Origin of the sequence: Bradyrhizobium sp. BR2003 (assembly GCF_009720285.1) — a bacterium.
In the GTDB taxonomy this organism is placed as follows: Bacteria; Pseudomonadota; Alphaproteobacteria; order Rhizobiales; family Xanthobacteraceae; genus Bradyrhizobium; species Bradyrhizobium elkanii.
Map to the genome: position 1 here is coordinate 184952 of NZ_SMYJ01000045.1, position 21072 is coordinate 206023.

At 65.3% G+C, this 21072-nt stretch carries 20 protein-coding genes; 11 read left to right on the forward strand and 9 right to left on the reverse strand.

Annotated elements, in window-relative coordinates; genetic code table 11:
• Positions 1-113: 113 nt before the first annotated feature.
• The 5 genes from E2I15_RS35205 to E2I15_RS35225 all read left to right on the forward strand — a co-directional run bounded on the left by E2I15_RS35205 (position 114) and on the right by E2I15_RS35225 (position 4424).
• On the forward strand, positions 114-581 hold the full coding sequence (locus E2I15_RS35205; protein WP_028334585.1) for a hypothetical protein: 468 nt from the start codon (positions 114-116) through the stop codon (positions 579-581).
• A 210-nt stretch (positions 582-791) separates the two neighbouring features.
• Entirely contained in the window at positions 792-926 is a 135-nt protein-coding gene (locus tag E2I15_RS39600) for a hypothetical protein (RefSeq protein ID WP_276486903.1), read from the forward strand.
• 18 nt (positions 927-944) lie between these two features.
• Positions 945-1535, forward strand: coding sequence for an SCO family protein (locus E2I15_RS35215; protein ID WP_137481113.1), 591 nt, complete (start codon positions 945-947; stop codon positions 1533-1535).
• 91 nt (positions 1536-1626) lie between these two features.
• Positions 1627-2625, forward strand: a complete 999-nt coding sequence (locus tag E2I15_RS35220) for an ABC transporter substrate-binding protein (RefSeq protein WP_137481114.1) — start codon at positions 1627-1629, stop codon at positions 2623-2625.
• 158 nt (positions 2626-2783) lie between these two features.
• Complete coding sequence (locus tag E2I15_RS35225) at positions 2784-4424, forward strand: lysine--tRNA ligase (protein ID WP_137481116.1); 1641 nt, start codon at positions 2784-2786, stop codon at positions 4422-4424.
• A gap of 162 nt (positions 4425-4586) precedes the next feature.
• On the opposite strand, the gene E2I15_RS35230 is transcribed toward E2I15_RS35225, so the two are convergent.
• The gene (locus E2I15_RS35230) at positions 4587-5072 is read right to left on the reverse strand and encodes a cupin domain-containing protein (RefSeq protein ID WP_137481118.1); all 486 of its coding nucleotides are present in this window, start codon (positions 5070-5072) and stop codon (positions 4587-4589) included.
• A 182-nt stretch (positions 5073-5254) separates the two neighbouring features.
• Here E2I15_RS35230 and E2I15_RS35235 point away from each other — a divergent pair, with 182 nt between their 5' ends.
• Complete coding sequence (locus E2I15_RS35235) at positions 5255-6040, forward strand: class II aldolase/adducin family protein (RefSeq protein WP_225642150.1); 786 nt, start codon at positions 5255-5257, stop codon at positions 6038-6040.
• A 179-nt stretch (positions 6041-6219) separates the two neighbouring features.
• Here the strand turns inward: E2I15_RS35235 and E2I15_RS35240 are convergent, their stop codons facing one another.
• Positions 6220-6873, reverse strand: a complete 654-nt coding sequence (locus E2I15_RS35240) for a S24 family peptidase (protein ID WP_137481120.1) — start codon at positions 6871-6873, stop codon at positions 6220-6222.
• Positions 6874-7073: 200 nt separating this feature from the next.
• Here E2I15_RS35240 and E2I15_RS35245 point away from each other — a divergent pair, with 200 nt between their 5' ends.
• Positions 7074-7418 carry a DUF952 domain-containing protein gene (locus tag E2I15_RS35245; protein WP_170991661.1) on the forward strand — a complete coding sequence of 115 codons (345 nt, stop codon included), beginning with the start codon at positions 7074-7076 and terminating at the stop codon, positions 7416-7418.
• Positions 7415-8512 (forward strand): quinone-dependent dihydroorotate dehydrogenase, encoded by a 1098-nt coding sequence (locus E2I15_RS35250; RefSeq protein WP_137481122.1) that lies wholly within the window; start codon positions 7415-7417, stop codon positions 8510-8512. The genes E2I15_RS35245 and E2I15_RS35250 overlap by 4 nt, the downstream gene beginning before the upstream one ends.
• 108 nt (positions 8513-8620) lie before the next feature.
• On the opposite strand, the gene E2I15_RS35255 is transcribed toward E2I15_RS35250, so the two are convergent.
• The 7 genes from E2I15_RS35255 to E2I15_RS35285 form a co-directional block, all read right to left on the reverse strand.
• Positions 8621-9550 (reverse strand): IS3 family transposase, encoded by a 930-nt coding sequence (locus E2I15_RS35255; RefSeq protein ID WP_137484199.1) that lies wholly within the window; start codon positions 9548-9550, stop codon positions 8621-8623.
• Positions 9547-9957: a helix-turn-helix domain-containing protein gene (locus E2I15_RS35260; protein WP_137484197.1), complete on the reverse strand. Its 411-nt coding sequence runs from the start codon at positions 9955-9957 to the stop codon at positions 9547-9549. Before E2I15_RS35260 ends, E2I15_RS35255 begins: the two co-directional genes overlap by 4 nt.
• Positions 9958-10059: 102 nt before the next feature.
• Positions 10060-11385, reverse strand: a complete 1326-nt coding sequence (locus tag E2I15_RS35265; RefSeq protein WP_137482363.1) for an MATE family efflux transporter — start codon at positions 11383-11385, stop codon at positions 10060-10062.
• A gap of 114 nt (positions 11386-11499) precedes the next feature.
• The gene (locus E2I15_RS35270) at positions 11500-12234 is read right to left on the reverse strand and encodes an MBL fold metallo-hydrolase (RefSeq protein ID WP_137482364.1); all 735 of its coding nucleotides are present in this window, start codon (positions 12232-12234) and stop codon (positions 11500-11502) included.
• A gap of 22 nt (positions 12235-12256) precedes the next feature.
• Positions 12257-12562: a DUF6460 domain-containing protein gene (locus E2I15_RS35275; RefSeq protein WP_137482365.1), complete on the reverse strand. Its 306-nt coding sequence runs from the start codon at positions 12560-12562 to the stop codon at positions 12257-12259.
• Between the two features lie 191 nt (positions 12563-12753).
• A complete protein-coding gene (locus E2I15_RS35280) occupies positions 12754-14637 on the reverse strand; it encodes a cisplatin damage response ATP-dependent DNA ligase (protein WP_137482366.1) in 1884 nt (627 codons plus the stop codon).
• A complete protein-coding gene (locus E2I15_RS35285) occupies positions 14634-15692 on the reverse strand; it encodes a ligase-associated DNA damage response exonuclease (protein ID WP_137482367.1) in 1059 nt (352 codons plus the stop codon). Before E2I15_RS35285 ends, E2I15_RS35280 begins: the two co-directional genes overlap by 4 nt.
• A 130-nt stretch (positions 15693-15822) precedes the next feature.
• Here E2I15_RS35285 and E2I15_RS35290 point away from each other — a divergent pair, with 130 nt between their 5' ends.
• The 3 genes from E2I15_RS35290 (at position 15823) to E2I15_RS35300 (ending at position 21041) form a co-directional block, all read left to right on the forward strand.
• Positions 15823-16749: a methyltransferase domain-containing protein gene (locus E2I15_RS35290; protein ID WP_137482368.1), complete on the forward strand. Its 927-nt coding sequence runs from the start codon at positions 15823-15825 to the stop codon at positions 16747-16749.
• Positions 16750-16920: 171 nt separating this feature from the next.
• Positions 16921-18150 (forward strand): ABC transporter substrate-binding protein, encoded by a 1230-nt coding sequence (locus E2I15_RS35295; protein ID WP_137482369.1) that lies wholly within the window; start codon positions 16921-16923, stop codon positions 18148-18150.
• Positions 18151-18260: 110 nt separating this feature from the next.
• On the forward strand, positions 18261-21041 hold the full coding sequence (locus tag E2I15_RS35300; protein WP_137482467.1) for a ligase-associated DNA damage response DEXH box helicase: 2781 nt from the start codon (positions 18261-18263) through the stop codon (positions 21039-21041).
• The last annotated feature ends 31 nt before the right edge of the window (positions 21042-21072 follow it).

Here is a 21072-nt window from a genome sequence, read left to right on the forward strand (position 1 = left end):
AATTTGTTTTGACCGGCTTCGCTCGTCTGGACAAAAATACGCGCGCGCAACACGCTCACGATTGTCTTGCATCACAGACCAAACAGATTCGGTTTCGACTGGGGCTGGCCAAAATGAAGTTGATGACGGGGTTGCTCGCTGCGGTTCTCCTGCTGGCGGGAATGGGGGTGTCTCAAGCTGTAGTCAGGATCGCCGATGATCGCGGCGGCAAGATCGGCGTCTATGTCGACAGGTATCAGGACCTGCGGACTTCGGGCGAAACGGTCATCATCGACGGGCTGTGCGCCTCGGCCTGCACCATCGTGCTCGGCAAGGTTCCTCACGACCGGATTTGTGTGACCTCGCACGCCAGCCTCGGCTTCCACGCAGCCTGGGACTACGGCGACAACGGCCGCCCGGTCCCCAATCCCGAAGCCACCCATATGCTGTACCTGATGTATCCGCCGGCGGTACGCAGATGGATTTCGGAGCGTGGTGGCCTGACCCGGCGCATGATCTTCCTGCGCGGCAAGCAACTGCAGGCGCTGTACAAGCCGTGCTACCTCAACGCCCAAGCCTCGGCGCCGAAGCCCGCGCACTAAGCTCCGGCTGCTTCGCTGTTTGACGCTGTTCGGCCATTGGCCTGGGTATACGCCGGGGGTATGGACCAGCAGGTTGCGGAATGGCTCGCCATCATTTGACGGCCTGCGAGCGCCATTGCGCTTGCTGCCTGCCGGAACCCGCCTTATCTCAACCTCATGGTTCAGCCGATCTCCACCCGATCCGAGCTCGTAGCGGCTCCGCAGGGCCGGGTGGCGTCTGCAATCCTGTGGGGTGCGGCCGGCATCGGCGGATTGGCCCTGCTTGCCGCCGCCGCGCTCTGGTTCCACTACGGGACCGCGGTGTTTTTCGAAATGATCACCGCCGGCATCTCCGCCTGCTTCTGACAAGGACGCCTTCGCATCATGCCCCGGACCACGCGCCCATTGGTGATCTTCGCTGCCTTTGCGGGCAGTCTGGCGGTCGGCTTGCTCCTCATGCTGTGGGCGATCGGCGGCTTGCGCACCGTTGCCGCGCCGGCCGCGATCGGCGGGCCGTTCCAGCTCACCGACCAGGCCGGCCAGACCGTCACCGACAAGAACCTCCAGGGCAAGCCGACCCTGATTTTCTTCGGATTCACCCATTGCCCGGACATCTGTCCGACCTCGCTGTTCGAGATCTCGGAGGTCCTGAAGGCGATGGGCAAGGACGCCGATCGGGTGAATGCCTATTTCGTCTCGGTCGATCCGGAACGCGACACCGCCACCGCGATGAAGGATTACCTGTCGAGTTTCGATCCGCACCTCAAGGGTCTGACCGGCGACCCCGCCGCGATCGCCAAGGTGCTGTCGAGCTATCGTGTCTACGCCAAGAAAGTGCCGCTGAAGGATGGCGACTACACGATGGATCACACCGCGCTGATCTATCTGATGGACCGCGACGGTCATTTCGTCGCGCCGTTCAATCTGAAACGGACGCCGGAAGAGGCAGCGGCCGATCTCAAACGGTACCTCTGATCGCCAATTCCGGCTCAGAATTAACCCAATCGGCGCTCGCTTCAGGCGCCGATTCGGCTATAAGCCGTTCAATTTCCTGAAATTGCCGGTTATGCCAAATCCGTCTGTCCAGCCCTTTGCCGTCCGTTCGCGCCAGCGTCGCCTGGCCGCGGGCATGATCGCGGCTGCCTTGCTGGCCGTGGCGGGTCCTGCGATCGGGCAGACGCCTGCAGCGCAACCGCCGGCGGCGAAGACGGCCCCCGCACAAGCGGCGCCCGCGACACCTTCGGCGCCTGCCGCCCCGTCGGCCCCGACCCTGCCGCCCAAGGCCGCCACCGAGGCCGCGCCGCAGGCGGTGCCGGGCTTCTGGGACCCGCGGCGCCGGCCGGACCGCCCGGACCTGTCGCGCCTCACCGTGATCCGCTTCCTGACCGAGACCGACTATCCGCCGTTCAATTTCACCGGTCCCGACGGCAATCCGGCCGGTTTCAACGTCGACCTGGCGCGTTCGCTCTGCGACGAGATCAAGGTCACCTGCACCATCCAGATGCGCCGCTTCGAAACCCTGATCGATGCCCTGGCGACCAACCGTGGCGATGCCATCATCGCCTCGATGGCCGTGACGCCGCAGCTGCGCGCCAAGGTCGACTTCACCGATCCCTATTACCGCGCGCCTGCACGCTTCGTGTCGCGCCGCGACAACGTGATGCCGGAAATCCGCCCGGAATATATCGAGGGCAAGAAGGTCGGCGTCATCGGCGGGACCTCGCACGAGGCCTACCTCAAGGCGATGTTCACCGACGCCGAGATCCATTCCTATCCGGATAACGACACGCTGCGCGCGGCGCTGCGCCGCGGCGAGGTCGACTTCATCTTCGGCGATGCGATCTCGCTCGCGTTCTGGATCAACGGCACCGATTCCGCCGAATGCTGCGCCTTCTCCGGCGGTCCCTTTGTCGAGAGCCGGTATTTCGGCGAGGGCGTCGGCATCGCGGTCCGCAAGGGCAACGATCTGCTTCGGCAGTCGCTGAACTGGGCGCTGTTCCGGATCTGGGAAAAAGGCCGCTTCACCGATCTGTGGCTGCGCTATTTCTCGGTCAGCCCGTTCTGAGTTGGTCACTCCGGGATGGTCCGTGGGACCAGCCCGGAATCTCGAGATTCCGGGTTCGATGCTGCGCATCGCCCCGGAATGACGACAAACTTCCCGTCGTTTTGCATTTTGCCGCGAAAGCGTTAGTTTTCGCGGCCTTTTTGGAGAGAACCTGAGGAATGTCCGTGATTGATCTTGCTGCCAACCCGAGCGACCTGCGGGCGCTCGCCGAACAATCCAACGCCTGGCCGTTCGAGCAGGCGAAAGCGATTGTGGCGCGGCTGAAGAAAAATCCCAAGGACGAGGTGCTGTTCGAGACCGGCTACGGCCCGTCGGGCCTGCCGCATATCGGCACTTTCGGCGAGGTCGCGCGCACCACGATGGTGCGCCACGCCTTCCGCGTGCTCACCGAGGACAAGATCAAGACCCGCCTGCTCGCCTTCTCCGACGACATGGACGGCCTGCGCAAGGTGCCGGACAACGTGCCCAACAAGGAGCTGCTGGAGCAGCATCTTGGCAAGCCGCTGACCAAGGTGCCCGATCCGTTCGGCACCCATCCGAGCTTCGGCCAGCACAACAATGCGCGGTTGCGCGCCTTTCTCGACCAGTTCGGCTTCGATTACGAGTTCGCGAGTTCGACCGAGTACTACACCTCCGGCCGCTTCGATGCCGCGCTGCTGCGCATGCTGGAGCGGATCGAGAAGGTGATGGCGATCATGCTGCCGTCGCTGCGCGAGGAGCGCGCGGCGAGCTACTCGCCGTTCCTGCCGATCTGTCCGCGCACCGGCCTCGTGCTCTATGTGCCGGTGACGGCGCATGACGCCAAGGCCGGCACGATCTCGTACGAAGATCCCGATACCAAGGAGACCGTCACGGTTCCCGTCACCGGCGGCCGCTGCAAGCTGCAATGGAAGCCGGACTGGGCGATGCGCTGGTACGCCCTCGGCGTCGACTATGAAATGGCCGGCAAGGACCTGATCGACTCGGTGAAGCTGTCGGGCAAGATCTGCTCGGCGCTCGGCGGCACGCCGCCGGAAGGTTTCAACTACGAACTGTTCCTCGACGAGAAGGGCCAGAAGATCTCGAAGTCGAAGGGTAACGGCCTGACCATCGACGAATGGCTGCGCTACGCCTCGCCGGAGTCGCTGTCGCTGTTCATGTATCGCGAGCCCAAGGCGGCGAAGCGGCTCTATTTCGACGTCATCCCGCGCAATGTCGACGACTACCAGCAATTCCTCGATGGCTTCACGCGGCAGGAAGCGCGGCAGCAGCTGCAAAATCCGGTCTGGCACATCCATTCCGGCAAGCCGCCGCAGGCCGACATGCCGGTCACCTTCCAGCTGCTGCTGACGCTGGTGTCATCGTCGAACGCGGAGAATGCCGAGACGTTGTGGGGCTTCATCGGCCGCTACCGGCCTGGCGTGACGCCGCAGACCCATCCGAAGCTCGACGCGATGGTCGGCTACGCCATCAACTACTATCGCGACTTCGTGGCGCCGACCAAGCAATTCCGCGAGCCGACCGACGGCGAGCGCGCCGCGCTGCAGGACCTGCGCGATGCGCTCGCCAACATGCCGGCTGACGCGACCGCGGAAGACATCCAGAACGTGGTCTATGAGATCGGCCGCCGCGAGCCGTTCCTCGATACGGTCAAGAAGGGCAAGGACGGCCGTCCCGGCGTCTCGCTCGACTGGTTCAACATGCTCTACCAGGTGCTGCTCGGCCAGGAGAAGGGCCCGCGCTTCGGCTCCTTCGTCGCGGTCTACGGCGTGCAGAACGCGGTCAACATGATCGACGGCGCGCTGGCGCGGTCGTCGTAGCTTGAAGCGGGGCGGGCAAGACGCGTCCATGCGCTGTGCCCACCCTGCAGCGGTTGCTATTACGAAAAAATGTAGCCCGGATGAAGCGCAGCGAAATCCGGGAATCTCGCCGCTGGCACGGCTTGCCCCGGATTGCGCTGCGCTCCATCCGGGCTACGGCTGCTACAGCGGCTCGCCCTTCTTGGTCGTGAACTTGTATGCGCCATCGGCCCCCAGCACGGCGTGCATGTCGACGTCGGGATAGCTGATCTCGTCGCCGGCCGTGCGGTCTCCGACCACCAGCAGCTTGACGTCCTTCTCGGTGCGGTTGATGAAACGGTGCGCGTCACCGGTGCCTGCGGGGAAGCCGGCGCACATGCCTGCTGTCAGGACCTGTGCGCCGCCATTGGTCTCCATCACCACTTCGCCATCCAGGACATAGACGAACTCGTCCTGGCGCGAATGGGCGTGGCGAAACGACGATTGGCCGCCCGGAACGATCCGCGTCAAAATGACGCCGAAGTTCGTCAAGCCGGCATGATCGCCGAGCCGGCGGTTGTAACGCATCTGGTTGGCAGCGCGGTGTGGCGGCGGGATGCTGGTGGTGTTGTTCTCGGCGACCATATTTGGATCAAAAGCCGGAAGTTTTGGTCTGGCGTCGTCGGTCATTGCAGTCTGTCCGGTGTCGTGTGCGTCGCAGCGCATCATCACATAATGGTGGCGAGCCCGCAAAATTCGGATAGCAGGCCATCGGCAATTTCACCGGAGCCTGGCGCCGGATTGCGCTACAGTCGTATCGATAAAATCAGCACGGCCTCCGCCGAGAGGCCGGCACGGATGGGAGCATGCGCATGCAGTTCAGGGTTTCGCCGACATCGCTGCAGGACAGTTCGAGCGCCGAGGAATGGCAGGCGCGGGTCGATCTCGCGGCGGCACATCGGCTCGCTTACATCCACGGCTTTTCGGAAGGTATTTTCAACCATCTCACCCTCGTGGTGCCCGGCCGCACCGACCGCTACTACCAGATCCCGTTCGGCATGCATTGGTCGGAGGTGACAGCATCCTCCTTCATGGAGGTCGGCATCGACGATGCCGAGGTGAAGCGCGGCGAGGGCGAGGTCGAGCGCTCCTGCTATTGCATTCATGCGCCGATCCACAAGGCGCTGCCGCAAGCCAAGGCCGTGTTCCACACCCACATGCCGTATGCGAGCGCGCTGACGCGGCTCGAGGATCCGCGCATCAAGGAGATCGGACAGACCGAGGTCGGTCTGTCGGAAGCGATTGCCTATGACGATCTCTACACCGGCCCCGCGCTCGATCCCGAGGAAGGCGCACGGCTCGCCAGGGTGATCGGCAACAAGACCATCCTGTTCATGGCCAATCATGGCATCTCGACCGTCGGCGAGACGGTCGCCGATGCCTACGACCGGCTCTATTACATCGAACGCGCCGCGCAAGTGCAGATCTACGCGATGTGGACGCAGCAGCCGCTCAAGCAATTGCCGCAGCATGTGGTGGAAAAGACCAAGCGCGATTTCCGCGACGACCACCTCTACAACGGCCCGTCCCCGGCGCAGCGGCATTTCGATGCGCTGAAGCGGATGCTGGATCGCAAGGAGCCGGACTACGCGACGTAAGGCTGGCAGCGCCGCAAATTTCACCGTCGTCCGGGCGAAAGCCGGGAGGGGACCCATAACCACAGGGGCATGTTGTCGAATCAGCTGTGGCCCAGCTCGCCCAAGCACAATCAGTGGTGGTTTTGGGTCCCGGGTCGCGCTTCGCTTGCCCGGGACGACGTCGGTATTTACGTGCCCGGCTACTGGCTCGCCCAAACCACGCGTGCGATCCACGCGACCTCTTCGGCATCGAGCATGCGGTTGGGGTGCTCCGGATTGAGCGATCCGAGTTCCAGCATCTTGGCGGTGCGGCGTCTCAATTCCTTCACCATCACCTCGCCGCCGGTGGTGCGCACCACCACGCGGTCGCCGCGGCGGATCGCGGTCGCCGGTGACACCACGATGATGTCACCTTCGCGATAGGCCGGCTTCATCGAGTCGCCCTCGATCTCCAGCGCATAGGCGTGCTCGTCGGTGGTCGCCGGCAGCGCCACTTCGTCCCAGCCCTTGCCGGCGGGAAAGCCGCTGTCGTCGAAATAGCCGCCGGCGCCGGCCTGCGCGAAGCCGATCAGCGGCACCGACTGTCCGCCGCGCGCGCCATCGCCGAGCAACTGCACGAAGGTCTCCATGCTGGCATTGCTCGCCGCCAGCGCCTTGGAGAGCGACTCGGTCGAGGGCCAGCGCTCGCGTCCGTCGCCAGTCACGCGCTTGGACTTGTTGAAGGTGGTGGGGTCGAGTCCGGACTGCTTGGCAAGGCCGGACGGCGACAGGCCGGCGCGTTCGGCGAGCCGGTCGAGCGCGGCCCAGACCTGCGCGTGGGTCAGCGGTCGGGCGGCTTTGGACTGTTTGGCCATCGAGGATATCCCGGATGGTAGGAATTATTGCCTGAAACTTGGCGTTTTCGCAAATCTGTCGGCCGATGTGTCCCGGCACCGCTTGAGTTGCGCCGCCGCCGCCGATACGGTCCCTCGCTCGCCAGATGGCGTCTGGGGCATTTCCCCTCAAATCCGGATAAAACCCCAAGAGACTCAAGGACAAAAGGGAAGGCCGGCCCGTGCCGATGATCTACAAAATCACCCCCGCTTCGGCCTGGCGCGAGGCCGAGCGGCAGGGCGTGTACCGGGGCAGTGCCGACGACCAACGCGACGGCTTTATCCATTTTTCCACCGCCTTCCAGGTGGCCGAGACCGCGCGCAAGCACTACCACGGGCAGACCGGCCTGTTCCTGGTCGCGGTCGATGCCGATGCGCTGGGCGATGCCCTGCGCTGGGAGCGGTCGCGCAATGACGAGCTGTTCCCGCATCTCTATGGCGATCTCGACCTCGGCGCGGTCATCGAGATCCTCGACCTGCGCGCGCGCTCCGACGGTGGCCACGACGTTCCGGAGCTCAAGCCGTGATCCGTGCCTTCGACGCCTTCTCGCTGCCGCTGCTGCGCTGGTTCGATCCCGAGGATGCCCATCGCATGGCGATCCAGGGCCTGAAGCTGCTGCCGCCGATCCGGCAGCGGCCGGATGACCCCAAGCTCGCGGTGCGCGCCTTCGGACTCAACTTTCCAAACCCGATCGGCATGGCGGCCGGTTTTGACAAGAGCGCCGAGGTGCCCGACGCGCTGCTGCGGCTCGGCTTCGGCTTTGTCGAGATCGGCTCGGTCACGCCGAAGCCGCAAGGCGGCAATCCGCGGCCGCGGCTGTTTCGCCTGGAGCGCGACGAGGCCGTCATCAACCGCATGGGCTTCAACAATGACGGCGCGGAAGCCGTGCTGCGGCGGCTCGCCGCGCGCGCCAGCGCCGGCGGCATTGTCGGGGTCAATGTCGGGGCCAACAAGGATTCGTCGGACCGCGCCGCCGACTATGTGAAGCTGATCGAGACCTTTGCGCCGGTCGCGAGCTATTTCACCGTCAACGTCTCCTCGCCGAACACGCCCGGCTTGCGCAATCTGCAGCAATCGGCCGCGCTCGACGATCTGCTGGCGCGGGTCATCGACACCCGCGAGCGCGTGCGCAAGAACGCCGGCGATTCGCCGGTCCTGCTAAAGATCGCGCCCGACCTCAGCCTTGCCGAACTCGACGACGTCGTGCACATCGCCCGCTCGCGGCGCGTCGACGGCATGATCGTCGCCAACACCACGCTGGCGCGTCCCTCGACCTTGCGCGAGGAGAATCGCGCCAAGGAGCAGGGCGGCCTGTCGGGCCGTCCGCTGTTCCGGCTGTCGACGCGGATGGTGGCCGAGACCTATGTCCGCGTCGAAGGCGCGTTTCCGCTGATCGGCGTCGGTGGCATCGATAGCGGCGGCGCCGCACTGACCAAGATCCGCGCCGGGGCCAGCCTGATCCAGCTCTATTCCTCGCTGGTCTACAAGGGCATCGGTCTCGTCGACGACATCAAGCGCGATCTGTCCTCGACCCTGCTGCGCACCGGCCGCGACTCGCTATCGGAAATCGTCGGCGCCGATGCGGCGACGATTACCGCCGAGGACTGGCCGGTGAGGTAGGTGTCTGTAGGTTAAGGCTGTAGCCCGTAGCCCGGATGGAGCGAAGCGAAATCCGGGGACTTGTGCAGCGGCGAGACTGAACTGCACCCCTGATGTGAGACACGATAATCAGGGACAGGTGCCGAGCGCCTGAGGCGGCGGGGCGGGTTGATGGGTTAGGGCCGCATGGCGGGGCTGCTGCGCAGCAGCCCCGCCATGCGGTAGATTTGTTTCGAACTCGGCTGGCGGCCGGTAAGCCAAAGCCGAGTGCAGCCGCTGACGATTGTATACCTGTTCGATGAAGGCGCCGATCGCATTTCTCGCCTGCTGCGCATCGCGATAGGTCTGGCCGTTGACCTCCTCTTGCTTGAGGGTCTTCATGAAGCTCTCCGCTCTGGCGTTGTCGTAGGGATTGCCGACCCGGCTCATGCTCGGGGCGACGTCGTGCTGCTGGAGCAATTCGGTGTAGTCGCTACAGGCGTATTGGATACCCCGGTCGGAGTGATGGATCAGGCTGCCGGGCCTCGGTTGGCGCGCCGCCAGCGCCATGGAGAGTGCCGCGATCGCCAGGCGCGCCTCTAGGTGCGTCTCCAAGGCCCAGCCGACGACACGCCGGCTGAAGGCATCGAGCACGATGGCGAGATAGGCGAACTCCTCCTGCAGGCGGATGTAGGTGATGTCCGCCACCCAGAGCTGATCGAGGCCACTCGGCACCATACCGCGGGCCAGGTTCGGTACCACCCGCCACGGGTGGCGCGAGTCGGTCGTAACAGGCACGAACGGCTGCTGCCGCAGGCACAGCAGATTATCCTCTCTCATCAGGCGAAGCACGCGCTTGCGGTTGACCACAAAGCCTTCGCGGCGCAGCTGCGCGGCGATCCGGCGATAGCCGTAATGCCTATAGGCAAGCGCCAGCCGCTGGATTGCGTCCCGCACGCCGGTTTCCTCGGCACGTGGGGCGCAAGCCGCCCAATGTCGGTAGTAACCGGCCCGGCTGACGCCAGCCAGGGCGCACATCCGTTCGATCGTCAGTTCGCCTTGCCGCGGGGGGATCGTCATCGCCTGGATGACCTCGTAGACCCCGTCACGCCAGGCCCGCTGCTCGGCCGGCGTGCTTCCTTGACCCGCCGCAAGGCTTGCCGAAAAAAATCCAGTTCAATCTGCTGCTGGCCGATCTTGCGCTCGAGTTCGGCAATCCGCTCCGGCGCGCCCGGGTCGGCCGCCGCAATATCGCGCGCACGCTTCCTCACTGCTGCTGGAACAACCGCTTCGCCCTTGCGGGGGCGACCCAGCGGCCGCAGCGCTGCCGCCCCGCCTGCACGAAACAGATCGCGCCAAGCGTAGAGATCCTTGCGCAGCACCTTCAGCTCGTCTGAAAGCGCCCTTATCCGCTCGCCCGCCAGAATGCGGCGAACCGCCTCAAGCTTGAACTCTCGGCTGAAAACACGGGGTGATTTGTTGGGCATTCGTTCTCCGTTAGAGAACTGTCCCTAATTTCCCGTGTCTCACTTTTGGGGGGCACTCCAGACTGTCCCGGATTGCGCTTCGCTCCATCCGGGCTACGAATGCTACACAGTCTTGAACGTCTTCCTGAGCAGCGCCGGATAGCGCAGGCCCTGCAGGCCGCCGCGTGCGACGTAGAAGCCGAGCAGCGCGATCCACAGTCCGGTGTTGCCGAACGAGCTGAGCGCCCACCAGGTGGCGAGGAAGATCGCGAGCGAGGCCAGCATCAGATTGCGCATCTCGCGCGCCCAGGTGGCGCCGACATAGATGCCGTCGAAGCCGAACGCGAACACGCCGGGCAGGGGTGCCAGGATCACGAAGGGCAGGAACGCGCGCGCATAGCGGCGCACGTCGTCGCTGGTCGTCATCAGGTTGATCAGCGCCGGTCCGAACAGCGCGAACAACACCGATACAACCAGCGCAAAGCCCATGCCCCACAGCAGCACGAGCCGGGTCGAATCGGAAAAGCCGCGCGCGTCGCGCGCGCCGAAGGCACGGCCGCACAGCTGCTGGGCGGCATTGGCGAGACCGTCGAGGAAGAAGGCGCTGACCAGCAGGAAATTGTTCAGCACCGAATTCGCCGCCAGCGTCACGTCGCCCTCGCGCGCGCCCTTGGCGGTGAAAAACAGGAACACGACGATCAGCGCCGCGGTGCGGACCATGATGTCGCGATTGACCGCCAGCATGCGCATCAGCTTGGCGCGGTCGAACAGCGTGGCCGCGGGAACGGCAAAGCCGCCTTGCGAGATCCGCCACGCCACGACAATGCCGGCGGCGAAACCGGCGGTCTCGGCGAGCACGGCGGCGATCGCGGCACCGGCAATGCCGGCGCCGTAGACCTGCACCAGGAGCACGGTCGCGGCCATGTTGATCAAATTGATCACGATCTGCAGCGCCAGCGCCAGATTGGCGCGGGCCTGACCGACCAGCCAGCCCAGGATGACGTAATTGGCGAGCGCCAGCGGCGCCGACCAGATCCGGATCATGAAATAGCTCTTGGCCGCGCGCGTGACGCCCTCGCTGCCGCCCATCAGCTGGAACGTGACCGCGGCGAGCGGCACCTGCAGCGCGATCAGCGCCGCGCCGATCAGGCCGGCGACGATGAAGCCGCGCACCAGGATCGCGGCATATTCCTTGATTTCGCCGGCGCCCTGCGCCTGCGCGGTGAAGGCCAGCGTGCTCATGCGCAGGAAGGCGAACAGCCAGAACAGGCAGTCGAAGATCACCGAGGCCATCGCCACCCCGCCGAGCAGCGCGGCGTCGTCGAGCCGGCCGATCGCGGTGGTCGAGACGATGCCGATCAGCGGCGTGGTCAGGTTGGCGACCATCGCGGGGCCGGCGATGGCGAACACCTGGCGCGTCGTGATCTTCGGGTGGATGGGTGCGTGCATGGCTACAATTGCGAGGAATATGCGTTTCTATCGCGACATCCGTCGCGCGACCATGCCGGAATTGTTCTCAGAGCAATGCGGTGGCGGAGGGGCAGCGGGTAAGGCATTGCATGGTCAGAGCACCACGACCATGCCGTCGCTCGCTGCCGTGTAGGGCAGGGCGTCGACGCGGCCGAGCATGTCGTCGCTCATATGGGTCAGCACCACGCGCTTGGCGTTGATGGCCGGCAAATGCGCTTCCAGTGTCTTCAGGCTGAGATGGTTCTTGACCATTTTGTCGTACATGTAGGCTTCAGCGATGAAGAGGTCGGCGTCCTGTGCCGCCGGGATCAGCGCGTCGGTCCATTCGGTGTCGGCGCTGTAGCTGATGACGCGGCCTTCCGCCCCGACACGATAGGCCAGGTGTGGCCCGCCGGATTCGCCATGCACGACGGGGAAGGGCGTGACGGTCACCTCGCCGAAACTGCACGTTTCGCGCGGCGCCAGCGTGACGACGGACAGATCGAAGCGTTGTTTGGTTTTGGAGGAATGTTCGAACATCACCTCCATCACCGCAGGCAGTTTCGTTTCGATGCCTTGCGGTCCGGCAATCACCAGCGGCCGGGTGCGGCGGGAGAACTGCGCATCGAGCAGGAAGAACGGCAGGCCGGCAAAATGGTCGCCGTGGAAATGCGTGATCAGGATCAGGTCGATTGCGTCGCGGTCGATCTCGAGCCGTTTCATCGCCGGGAGCGACGAGGCGCCGCAATCGATCAGGAAATTGCTGCGCGCACCGCTGACGTGGAAACAGGTGTTGAAGCGGCCGCCGGAGCCGAATGCATCGCCGCAGCCGACAAATCGCAATTGCATCGGCTGCGCACTCTCCTTGGGATCAGCGGCCGCGCGGCGCGCCGAACAGCCGCGACAACAGCCAGATCGGAATCACGATGACGGCGCCGAGCAGGAAGTAGCGCCAGGCCCAGTTGATCGCGTCGAAGCCGAAATCCCAGATGCTCTGGAACAGCCGGCGGATGCTGTAGAGGATGTTCCATGGATCGAGGCCGATCGCGGCGAGCACGACACCGACCAGAATCGACAGCAGAATCAACCGGAACGCCACGGAGAGCGGCGATCCGCCGAGAAAGCGGTACAGGCCGTCACTGTGGCCGGCCGGCAAGTCCCGGATGTCGTTTGGCATTGCTCTCTCCAATAGCGTTTTCGCGCGAAGGCATCGGTTCGCGTGAAGAAAACGCGTCAAAACAAAACCTGGACCTCGATTCTGATCCCATCAGAACCGAGGTCTAACGGAATCGCCCGCATTATAGGTCACGGCGGTGCACATGGGAAACCCGCGCGCCGCGATCAATGGCTGCCATGCGCGCCTCGGATTTAACTTCCTGTCATGGAGATTAACATCCGTTCAAGCGTCTCCAGCCGGTCGGCTTCGCGCGGCGGCTTGTCCCAGCGCAGGCGGCTGATCCGGGGGAAGCGCATGGCGACGCCGGACTTGTGACGCGGCGAGCGCTGCAAGCCCTCGAAGGCGACCTCCAGCACCAGCCCCCGATCCGGCTCATGCACGACATGGCGGACCGGGCCGAACTTCTCGGTGGTGTTGCGGCGGACGAAGCGGTCGATGTGCAACAGCTCCTCGTCGGTGAAGCCGAAATAGGCCTTGCCGACCGGCACCAGCTCGTCGCCATCATCGCGACGGGTCCAGACGCCGAACGTATAGTCGGAGTAGTAGGACGAGCGCTTGCCGTGGCCGCGCTGGGCATACATCAGCACGGCGTCGATGATGTGCGGATCGCGCTTCCACTTCCACCACGGACCTTTCGGCCGCCCGGGCAGATAGGGCGCGTCGCGCCGCTTCAGCATCACGCCCTCGACCGCGTCGGCATCGTCGCCGGCGCCGGCGCTCTTGGGATCGGCGCGCGCCGCGGCCAGCTCTTCCCAGCTGGCGAACGGGACGGTCGGCGACAGATCGATGCGCGGATCGTTCAGCTTGGCGACGAAGGCTTCGAGATGCGCGCGGCGTTCGGTGAAGGGCAGCTCGCGCAAATCGCTCTCGTCGTCGCCGAGCAGGTCGTAGGCGCGCAGGTGGATCGGAAATTCCTTGATCAGCTTCGGCGAAACGACCTTGCGGTTCAGCCGCTGCTGCAGCACGTTGAAGGTCTGCACGCGGCCGTCGCGCAGTACCAGCAACTCGCCGTCGATCGCGCCGGGCAGGTGCAGCGACGGCGCGAGATCCGGAAAGCTGCCGGTGATATCCTCGCCGGTGCGCGAATAGAGCCGCGCCTGGACGTGGCCGCGCGCATCGCGGCCGGACACCGCCTGCACCCGGATGCCGTCCCATTTCCATTCCGCGCTGAAATCGGCGGCGTCGAGATTGGCGAAATCGCTGCCCTCGATCGCATGCGCCAGCATCATCGGGCGGAACGGCGCCGGGTCGCGGTTGACCGGTTTGTCGCCGCGGCCCTCGAGCCAGGCGAACAGGTCGAGATAGGGCGGCGACAGGCCGGGCCACAGCAGCTCGATCTCGTGCGGGTCCTTGTCGCCGAGCGCCGCCGCCGCGGTCTTCGCCAGCCGCGCCGAGATCCCGATCCGCATCGCGCCGGTGACGAGCTTCAAGAGCGCCCAGCGCCCGGTCTCGTCGAGCTCATCCAGCCAGCGCGCCAGCTGCGCCGGCAGCTCGGCCTTGCCGAGCGTGCGCAACGTGGTGACGACGTCGGTGAGGGTCGGAGGAGGCGGGTTGTTGTGGGTGCGGAGGTCGCGATCGTTGCGCGAGAGCAGATCATCGCTGACGTCTCGCCCGCGGTACCCCTCTCCCTCACCCTCCCCCGCAAGGGGGGAGGGAACCCATCCACTGGTGCGTCCCTCACCCAAGTCAGTCACCTCGTTATCGCCGTGGGGTGAGCAAGACGGTTGGGCGCCCTCCCCCCTTGCGGGGGAGGGGCGGGGAGAGGGGTGGCCCAGGAATGACTCGTTGCGAGATGCACCAGTCGCCTTCGGCCACATCAGCGCGACCGTCTCCGAGAGGTCGCCGACGTAATCATAGGAATAGCCGAACAGCACCGGGTCGGCGCGCTCGGTGATCAGGTCGCGGATCAGCCCAGGCTTGGCGTGCTTGAACGACAGCGCGCCGGTCAGCGCCGCCAGCGCGTAGCCGCGGTCGGGGTCCTCGGTCTCGCGGAAATAGGCCACCAGCAGCTTGATCTTGTTGTTGCGGCCGGGCTCGTAGGCGAGGCGGTCGAGCAGCTCGGCAAAGCGGTTCATGTCTCTGCCTCGCCGGCGGGCTGGACCTCGCCGGTCAGTGCGGCCGCCTCGCCTTCGTCCTCGTCGCCATAGCCGACCAGATCGAGCGGCCGCGCGGCAAGGCCCTTGGTCTTGCACCAATGCACCAGCGCATCTTCCTGGCCGTGGGTGACCCAGATCTCGCCGGCGCCGGTCGCCGCGATCGTCGCCGTCAGCCCGTCCCAGTCCGCATGATCTGATATCACCAGCGGCAGCTCGACGCCGCCTTGCCGGGCTCGGGCGCGCACCCGCATCCAGCCCGAGGCGAATGCGGTGACCGGATCGGGAAAGCGGCGCGTCCAGACATCGGATGTCGCGCTTGGCGGCGCCAGCGTGATGGTGCCGGCAAGCTCGGCTTTCTTCATGCCGCGCGCGGGCCGGAGCTCGCCGAGCGCAATGCCGCGCTCCTGATAGTAATAGGTGATCTTCTCCATCGCGCCATGCAGGTAGATGGGCGCGTCGTAGCCGGCCTCGCGCAGCAGCGCGATCACACGCTGCGCCTTGCCGAGCGAGTAGGCGCCGACCAGATGCGCACGCTCCGGAAACAATTTGACCGACGCCAGCAGCTTGTTCACTTCGCCGGCGGCATCGCCATGGCGGAACACCGGCAATCCAAACGTCGCCTCTGATATGAAGACGTCGCAGGGCACCAGCTCGAACGGCGCGCAGGTCGGGTCGCGCGCATCCTTGTAGTCGCCGGAGGCGACGATGCGGGTGTCCTTGCAGGTCACCGATATCTGGGCGGAGCCCAGCACATGGCCGGCGGGATGAAACGTCACCGTGACGTCGCCGAGCCTGATTTCCTCGCCATAGGCGATCGCCTGCACAGAGCCAGCGAAACTCTCGCCATAGCGCAGCCGCATCATGTCGAGCGTTTCCTGGGTCGCGAGCACAGCGCCATGGCCCGCCCGCGCATGGTCGGAATGGCCATGGGTGATCAGCGCCCGCTCGACCGGCCTGACAGGATCGATGTGGAAGCCGCCGGGCTTGCAGCAAAGCCCGGCCGGGACGGGCATCAGGATGTCTTGCGGGCGCATCGTCCCTATATAGGCGCTCGATCCGCGATGTTTAGCCGGATCCGCGGGCTTGACCCGTGCATCCATCTTCGGAAAAAGTCCGTGCTTTGATGGATGGCCGGACCCGGCCGAGATTGGTTCCTTAAAGCGAATGGCCCCCCGCCTGTTTCTGTCCTCCGGCGACCTCGTCGCCGACCGCCGCTACGAGTTCGCGCGCGACCTGCAATTGAAGGGCGATCTGCCGGCTGCCGCCGAGCTGCTCGAACAGGCGATCGAGCTGGTGCCGAAATTCCCGTCGGCCTGGTACACGCTGGGCAAGATCCGCCTGGAGCTCGGCCAGCGCGAGGCCGCGATCATGGCGTTCCGCGGCGCGCGCGACGCCGATCCCGAAGACCGTCATGGCGCCGGCCTTCACCTGATGCAGCTCGGCGTCGAGGCCGTCAGCGCGATGCCGCCGGGCTATGTGCAGACGCTGTTCGATCAATATGCGCCGCGCTTCGAGGCCGCGCTGGTCGGCGATCTCGGCTATCGCGGCCCGGCGCTGCTGTTCAAGGCGGTGCTGTCGGTGCGTGCGGGCGCAAAGCAGCCGGCCTTCTTCAAGCGTGCGATCGATCTCGGCTGCGGCACCGGGCTGGCGGCCGGTGCGTTCGTCCGGCATGTCGATCACTTCATCGGCATCGACCTGTCGCCGCGCATGATCGACAAGGCGCGCGCAACCGGGCTCTATGCCGAGCTCGAGGTCGACGACATGTTGAAAGCCGTTTCGGCCAAGCGCGAGGCCAGCGCCGAATTGATCCTGGCTGCGGATGCAATGGTCTATGTCGCCGATCTTGCGCCGGTGCTCGCCGAGGCCAGCCGTGTGCTGGTGGCGGGCGGCGTGCTCGCCTTCACGACCGAGACCCATGACGGCGAAGGTGTCATCCTCGGCGAAGGGCTGCGCTACGCGCACAGCGCAGCTTACGTACGTGCCTCCGTCGCTGGCGCGGGGCTGACGCTGGCGCTGCTCGACGATCTCTCGGCGCGCAATGAAGACAATATCCCGGCACCCGGACTCGTCGCCGTCGCCATCAAGCCGTGACGCTCTCTTCCCTTCTCCCACAAGGGAGAAGGGAAGAGGCAGCCTCACACTCCCCAACTTGAGTCTACATGCTACGCATTTGCCGTGACGCGGCATTGCGCCGCAAAGTCATGACTTCACGCTTGCCCGGCGCGAGGCGGAATGCGAGAGCTTTTCGCCTCAGGGAGAGAAATGATGAAAAAACACACACGGCGCGAATTCGGCGCCACTGCATTGTCTGTGATCGCCGCGTCCGTGCTGCCTGCGCCCTTCGTCCGCGCCTCCGACAAGAAGTACGATCCGGGTGCGAGCGATACCGAGATCAAGCTTGGCCAGACCGTGCCGCATTCCGGTCCCGGCTCGCTTTATGGTGTGCTGGGGCGCGTCGGCGAAGCCTATTTCCAGATGCTGAACGACAAGGGCGGCATCAACGGCCGCAAGGTGAAATTCCTCACCATGGACGATGCCTACAGCGCGCCGAAATGCGTCGAGGCGACGCGCCGCCTGGTCGAGCAGGAGGAGGTGCTGGCGCTCTATGGTTCGCTCGGCACCGCGCCGCAGACCTCCGTGCACAAATACCTCAACTCCAAGGGCGTTCCCCAACTGCTGTTGAACACCGGCGCCTCGAAGTGGAACGACCCGAAGAATTTCAAATGGACCATGGCGGGCCTGCCGCTCTATCCGACCGAGGCGCGCATCCTCGCCAAGCACGTCGTCAGCGTGAAGCCGAACGCCAAGGTCGGCATCCTCTACCAGAACGATGATTTCGGCCGCGACTTCCTGGGGCCCTTCAAGAAGGTGCTGGCCGATGCCGGCGGCAAGGCACAGGTGATCATGGAGCAGACCTATGATCTCACCGATCCGACGGTCGATTCGCAGCTCATCAATCTCTCGAAGTCGGGCGCCGACGTCTTCTACAACATCACCACCGGCAAGGCGACGTCGCAGTCGATCCGCAAGGTGACCGAGCTCGGCTGGAAGCCGCTGCAATTGCTGTCGGCGGGCTCGACCGGTCGCTCGATCCTGAGCGCCGCGGGCCTCGAGAACGCCAAGGACATCGTCGCGATCCGCTACAACAAGGAAGTCGGCGTGCCGCGCTATGAGAAGGATCCGGACGTGGTCGCGTTCGAGGAGCTGCGCAAGAAGTACCTGCCGAACATCGACCCCGACAACACCATCGCCTTCGCCGGCTACGGGCAGGCGGCGACGATGGGCGAAATCCTGCGCCGCTGCGGCGACGACCTGACCCGCGCCAACGTGCTGAAGCACGCCACCACGCTCGCCGGTTTCCACTCGCCCTATTTCCTTGATGGCATCAATTACAGCTATACGCCCGACGATTACACGCCGATGAAGACGCTCTATGTCTCGATCTTCAACGGCAGGGATTGGGAGCTCTCCGGCCAGCCGATGACGGAGTAGGGGTGGGGCAAACTCCGTTTCGCCGGGACGACGTGGGGGGCCGCCTCGTGCCACCTGCCGCCATTCGGTCCGCCCTCGACGAAACCGCCTGAACCACCTACCTCTTGGGCGTGTCGACGCTCGATCTCTTCTCCGTTCCGCCGTCGGAAACGGCCGATCTCCTGCCGCGCCGGTTTCGCGACTGGTTTGCTTCACGCGGCTGGTCGCCGCGCGAGCATCAGCTCGCGCTGCTGGCGAAAGCGCGCGAGCAACGCTCGGCGCTGCTGATCGCGCCCACCGGAGCAGGCAAGACGCTGGCGGGGTTCTTGCCGACGCTGGTGGAGTTGAGTGGCGATAGCGAGGAGAGAGAGGGAGAGCTCGTGTCGCGTACTCGATCGCCACGTCCCCCCTTGCGGGGAAGGTCGACGCCCTCTGACGCGCAATTGCGCGTCGGGGGGCGGCGGGAGAGGGGTACGCGGCTTGCTCCGAACGATACGGCTCACCCCTCTCCCCAACCCTCTCCCGCAAGGGGGGAGGAAGCCCTACCAGCGAACGCCGTTGAGCCAAGAAAAAATCTCATCTCCACTGGCCGGAGTGTTCGCCGCAGCGGCGGGCTGCACACGCTCTACATCTCGCCGCTGAAAGCGCTCGCGGTTGACATCGCGCGCAATCTGGAGACGCCGGTCGCCGAGATGGGGCTGCCGATCAGGATCGAGACCCGCACCGGCGACACGCCGGTGTCGCGGCGGCAGCGGCAGCGGCGCTATCCGCCGGACATCCTGCTCACTACGCCGGAGCAGCTGGCGCTGCTGCTGGCCTCCGACGACGCGCCTTATCTGTTTTCCTCGTTGAAGCGCATCGTGCTCGACGAGCTGCATGCGCTCGTCACCTCCAAGCGCGGCGATCTGCTGTCGCTCGGACTTGCGCGGCTCTGGACCATCGCGCCGCAGATCCGTGCCATTGGCCTCTCGGCGACGGTCGCCGAGCCCGAACAACTCGCGCGTTTCCTGGTGCCGCAGCCGGGCGGCGAGACTACGTCCGCCGACGTCGTCACCGCCGGCGGCGCCGCGCCGCCGGTGGTCGAGATGCTCGACACGCGGGAGCGGCTGCCGTGGTCCGGCCACAGCGCACGCCACGCGCTGTCCGAGGTCTACGAGCTGATCAAGCGCAACAAGACCACGCTGGTGTTCGTCAACACCCGCAGCCAGGCTGAGATGCTGTTTCAGGATCTCTGGCGCATGAATGACGACGGGCTGGCAATCGCGCTGCATCACGGCTCGCTCGACGTCGCGCAGCGCCGCAAGGTCGAGGACGCGATGGCCGCCGGAAGACTGCGCGGCGTGGTCTGCACCTCCTCGCTCGATCTCGGCGTCGACTGGGGCGATGTCGACCTCGTCATCAATATCGGCGCGCCGAAAGGCTCGTCGCGGCTGATGCAGCGGATCGGCCGCGCCAACCACCGCTTCGACGAGGCCTCGCGCGCCGTGCTGGTGCCGGCCAACCGCTTCGAGGTGCTGGAATGCCGTGTCGCGATCGACGCGATCGCGGAGAATGCGCAGGACACGCCGCCGCTGCGCTCGGGCGCGCTCGATGTGCTGGCCCAGCACGTGCTCGGCTGCGCCTGCGGCAAGCCGTTCCTGTCCGATGAGCTTTTCGCCGAGGTCAGGACCGCAGCACCGTATGCCTCGCTGTCGCGGACGGATTTCGACGATGTCATCGATTTCGTCGCCACCGGCGGCTACGCGCTGAAGACCTATGAGCGTTTCGCGCGCATCAAGCAGGATAAGCAGGGCCGCTGGCGCGTTACCAATCCGAAGGTGCGGCAGAGCTATCGCCTCAACGTCGGCACCATCGTCGAGGAGACCATGCTGAAGGTGCGGCTGGTGCGCTCGCGCGCCGGCGGCCAAGGGAAAAGCGGTGGTTCGACCGGCGCGATCGCGCGCGGCGGCCGGATGCTCGGCGAGATCGAGGAGGTCTTCATCGAGGGTCTCGTGCCCGGCGACACTTTTGTCTTTGGCGGTGAGGTGGTGCGCTACGAGGCCTTGGTTGAAGACCAGGTCTATGTCTCCCGCGCCAATGATAAAGATGCAAAAGTGCCGTCCTACATGGGCGGCAAGTTTCCGCTGTCGACCTATCTCGCCGAACGCGTCCGCAAATTGCTCGACAACAGCCGTGCCTGGAACGCGCTGCCGGACCAGGTGCACGACTGGTTGTCGCTGCAGCGAAAATTCTCGCGTGTGCCTGCGGCGCGCGAGCTCTTGGTCGAGACCTTTCCGCGCGGCGGCAGCCATTATCTGGTCTGCTATCCCTTCGAGGGCCGGCTCGCGCATCAGACGCTCGGCATGCTGCTGACGCGCCGGCTGGAGCGCGCCCGCGCTCGTCCGCTCGGCTTCGTCGCCAACGAATATGCGCTCGCGGTCTGGGGCGTCGGCGATCTCTCCTTCATGATCCGGCACGGCAAGCTCGATCTCAACGCGCTGTTCGATCCCGACATGCTCGGCGACGATCTCGAGGCATGGCTCGCGGAATCCGCGCTGATGAAACGCACCTTCCGCAACTGCGCCATCATCTCCGGGCTGATTGCGCGCCGCTTCACCGACGAGGAGAAGTCGCGTCGCCAGGTGCTGTTCTCGACCGACCTGATCTATGACGTTTTGCGAAAACATCAGGCCGATCACGTGCTGCTGCGCGCCGCGCGCGGCGACGCCGCCACGGGATTGCTCGATCTTCGCCGCCTCAGCGACATGCTTTCGCGCATCCGCGGCCGAATCACCCACAAGGACCTCGACCACGTTTCTCCGCTTGCCGTCCCCGCGCTGCTGGAAATCGGCCGCGAGTCAGTTTATGGCGAAGCATCCGACGAGCTCCTGGCCGAGGCGGCCGAGGAACTCGTGCGGGAGGCGACGACGTAATACTGGCACTGTGGGGAACAGGACGTGACGG

Excerpts from the sequence above, each read along its gene's own strand:
- E2I15_RS35205 (WP_028334585.1), top strand. The coding sequence starts at position 114 with ATGAAGTTGATGACGGGGTTGCTCGCTGCGGTTCTCCTGCTGGCGGGA.
- E2I15_RS35215 (WP_137481113.1), top strand. The coding sequence starts at position 945 with ATGCCCCGGACCACGCGCCCATTGGTGATCTTCGCTGCCTTTGCGGGC.
- E2I15_RS35220 (WP_137481114.1), top strand. The coding sequence starts at position 1,627 with ATGCCAAATCCGTCTGTCCAGCCCTTTGCCGTCCGTTCGCGCCAGCGT.
- E2I15_RS35225 (WP_137481116.1), top strand. The coding sequence starts at position 2,784 with ATGTCCGTGATTGATCTTGCTGCCAACCCGAGCGACCTGCGGGCGCTC.
- E2I15_RS35230 (WP_137481118.1), bottom strand. The coding sequence starts at position 5,072 with ATGACCGACGACGCCAGACCAAAACTTCCGGCTTTTGATCCAAATATG.
- E2I15_RS35235 (WP_225642150.1), top strand. The coding sequence starts at position 5,255 with ATGCAGTTCAGGGTTTCGCCGACATCGCTGCAGGACAGTTCGAGCGCC.
- E2I15_RS35240 (WP_137481120.1), bottom strand. The coding sequence starts at position 6,873 with ATGGCCAAACAGTCCAAAGCCGCCCGACCGCTGACCCACGCGCAGGTC.
- E2I15_RS35255 (WP_137484199.1), bottom strand. The coding sequence starts at position 9,550 with ATGACGATCCCCCCGCGGCAAGGCGAACTGACGATCGAACGGATGTGC.
- E2I15_RS35260 (WP_137484197.1), bottom strand. The coding sequence starts at position 9,957 with ATGCCCAACAAATCACCCCGTGTTTTCAGCCGAGAGTTCAAGCTTGAG.
- E2I15_RS35265 (WP_137482363.1), bottom strand. The coding sequence starts at position 11,385 with ATGCACGCACCCATCCACCCGAAGATCACGACGCGCCAGGTGTTCGCC.
- E2I15_RS35270 (WP_137482364.1), bottom strand. The coding sequence starts at position 12,234 with ATGCAATTGCGATTTGTCGGCTGCGGCGATGCATTCGGCTCCGGCGGC.
- E2I15_RS35275 (WP_137482365.1), bottom strand. The coding sequence starts at position 12,562 with ATGCCAAACGACATCCGGGACTTGCCGGCCGGCCACAGTGACGGCCTG.
- E2I15_RS35280 (WP_137482366.1), bottom strand. The coding sequence starts at position 14,637 with ATGAACCGCTTTGCCGAGCTGCTCGACCGCCTCGCCTACGAGCCCGGC.
- E2I15_RS35285 (WP_137482367.1), bottom strand. The coding sequence starts at position 15,692 with ATGCGCCCGCAAGACATCCTGATGCCCGTCCCGGCCGGGCTTTGCTGC.
- E2I15_RS35290 (WP_137482368.1), top strand. The coding sequence starts at position 15,823 with ATGGCCCCCCGCCTGTTTCTGTCCTCCGGCGACCTCGTCGCCGACCGC.
- E2I15_RS35295 (WP_137482369.1), top strand. The coding sequence starts at position 16,921 with ATGATGAAAAAACACACACGGCGCGAATTCGGCGCCACTGCATTGTCT.